This window comes from bacterium, from assembly GCA_040757115.1.
GTDB lineage: Bacteria > UBA9089 > CG2-30-40-21 > CG2-30-40-21 > SBAY01 > JBFLXS01.
Genome location: JBFLYA010000020.1, coordinates 1 through 2,163, shown reverse-complemented (window position 1 = coordinate 2,163; position 2,163 = coordinate 1). Strand labels below are relative to the sequence as shown.

Annotated in this window: 1 protein-coding gene; it reads right to left on the bottom strand. The window is 35.7% G+C overall.

What is annotated here, in order from left to right:
* A partial coding sequence (locus AB1422_02775) for a hypothetical protein (protein MEW6618270.1) occupies positions 1–2,163 on the bottom strand: 2,163 nt, incomplete at both ends.

Genomic DNA, 2,163 nt, shown 5'->3' with positions numbered 1-2,163 from the left:
GTTAATTTTAATGAAGATAATAGCCCCGCAGAGATAATCTGGAGATATGGATTGATGACTTCAGAATCTATTGGTCCGTCATTATCTGATAGAAATTCTAAGCCGTTAACCGGAATTTTCATCATAATTGTATTTCCCGGGTTATCAGCAATATCTGTTAGAATATATATTCTTCTGGGAACACTAATAGTTCCTGTCCATTCCCAATATTCTTGTTTCCAGGTAGTAGTATATGTATTTTGACCATCACATACTTTAACCATTTTTATATCTCTTGAATCTTTTGCCGTGCCACCATTTTTAATCCTTATTTTCGTCAAGACATCATCCGCATACCCATTACCCGGAATAAACACATCCAGGACAACTAAATCTGTTGTCCCGGTCGCCACAGTCAAAGATTGAGCACCATAATTAATAATCTGGTTATTGACCAGACCATCTATTTTATGAAATCCAAAAGAGTCTAACGGAAATATTCCACCAATAGTTATCGTTGCGGATTTAAAACCAATATCAGTTGAACCCGCGATATGACAATCAATGATATTATCATCTCTGGCATTCTGGAGCGAAAGATTATATCGGAGCTTAATATATTTTGTTTCATACGGACTAATATCAAGGTTTAGCCCTGAAAACACAGCCCGGCTATTTTTATAGTTCGCCACACCAATATTGGCTGTTCCTTGATAAAGATAAAGGATGTCCACCTGCGAATCAATTTGATTTAAACTTCCTGTGCCCAGACTATTATTAGTCATTATCAACGAGGTTAAGGTTTGGGTTTGTGAATAATAATTGGTCACTGATAAATTTAAAATCTCAAGTTCTTTAGTTCCTGGATATACCTTTTCTTTTAATAAATCCAATGCCTCAAATATAACTTTATTATGGACTTTAATCTGTTGTGAGTAATAATTAGTGATAGGGTTATCTATTGGACCATCATTTTCTGACAGGACTTCAATACCTTTTATTGGGATTTTTATTTTTATTGTTTTTCCTTCATCAGCAATTTCAGTAATATCTACCGTGACAAACACCTTTAAACCAGTTGTGCCAATGGGTTGATTCAAGCCAGTTCTATGCCACATTGCCCCGGTAAAATTCATTGTTCCCAGACAAATATCACTTATCGTGCCAAATATCTCATCTCCATTATCGAGCCAGAATTTAAAAACAACATCTTCATATTTAGCCGTGCCAGCATTTTCAATACTTAAAGCCTTCAAGGTATCAGTCGCATAACCATTGGGAGGAATAGTTACATTCAGAACCAAATCATTCAATTCACCTGATTTAAAACTATCTGGTAGGACATCATAAATCTTTATCTGGTCGGCAACCATCCCATCTACAAGATGATGTCCATAGGAATTTAAAGGAAAATCGCCATTGACAGTCGTGGTCGTAGCAAAGGTTACATCTGCCAGTGCGACATCTATTATATCCTGGTCTTTTGCAAAGTCAAATGAGAGATCATAAGTAACCAGCAGGGTCGTTGTGCCATAATCAGGTGGAATTGGAATATTAAGACTATTGAATATGGCTATGCCTGAAGTAAATGTAGTCGTCCCCACCAGGGTAGTGTTATGATACAAAGACAGTCTTTCGATTTGTGAATCTAATTCAGATTGTGAACCTAAACCTTGTGTGGTATTAGTTAATTTAATGGCAGTAATTGTTTTCGTGGCTGTGTAGGAATTCTCTGATTTTATCTTTAAAATTTCAAGAGGACGCTGTCCTGGATTTTTAATCTCGGTTGGTATATTTTCGGCAATAAAAGTAACATAAGGTGGAGAAACCTTGACTTTATTTCCACCAGATAAAATTTGGGAGTAGGTTTGAGAATTGGTATCCGTGCCTTTTAAAGATAAGGCAGGTGAATAAATCATAGAAACTAAATTTGTCGGGATATCTAATGGGTTAAAAGACAAAATAGCATTTTCATGTCCCGGGATATGGATTATGGTTGTTAAGGTAGTTGTAAATGTATTTGCTCCGTCACCAAAGGAAATAGTAGATAGAGGAGATAGGGAAACACCGATATTACTTAAATTCATAATTGCTACTTGAAAACTCACATTTTTTTCTCCTTGAGTAACTACATCAGGAAAAACAGAATTGTTTATTTCTTGTAGTAATGGAGGATTTTCTACT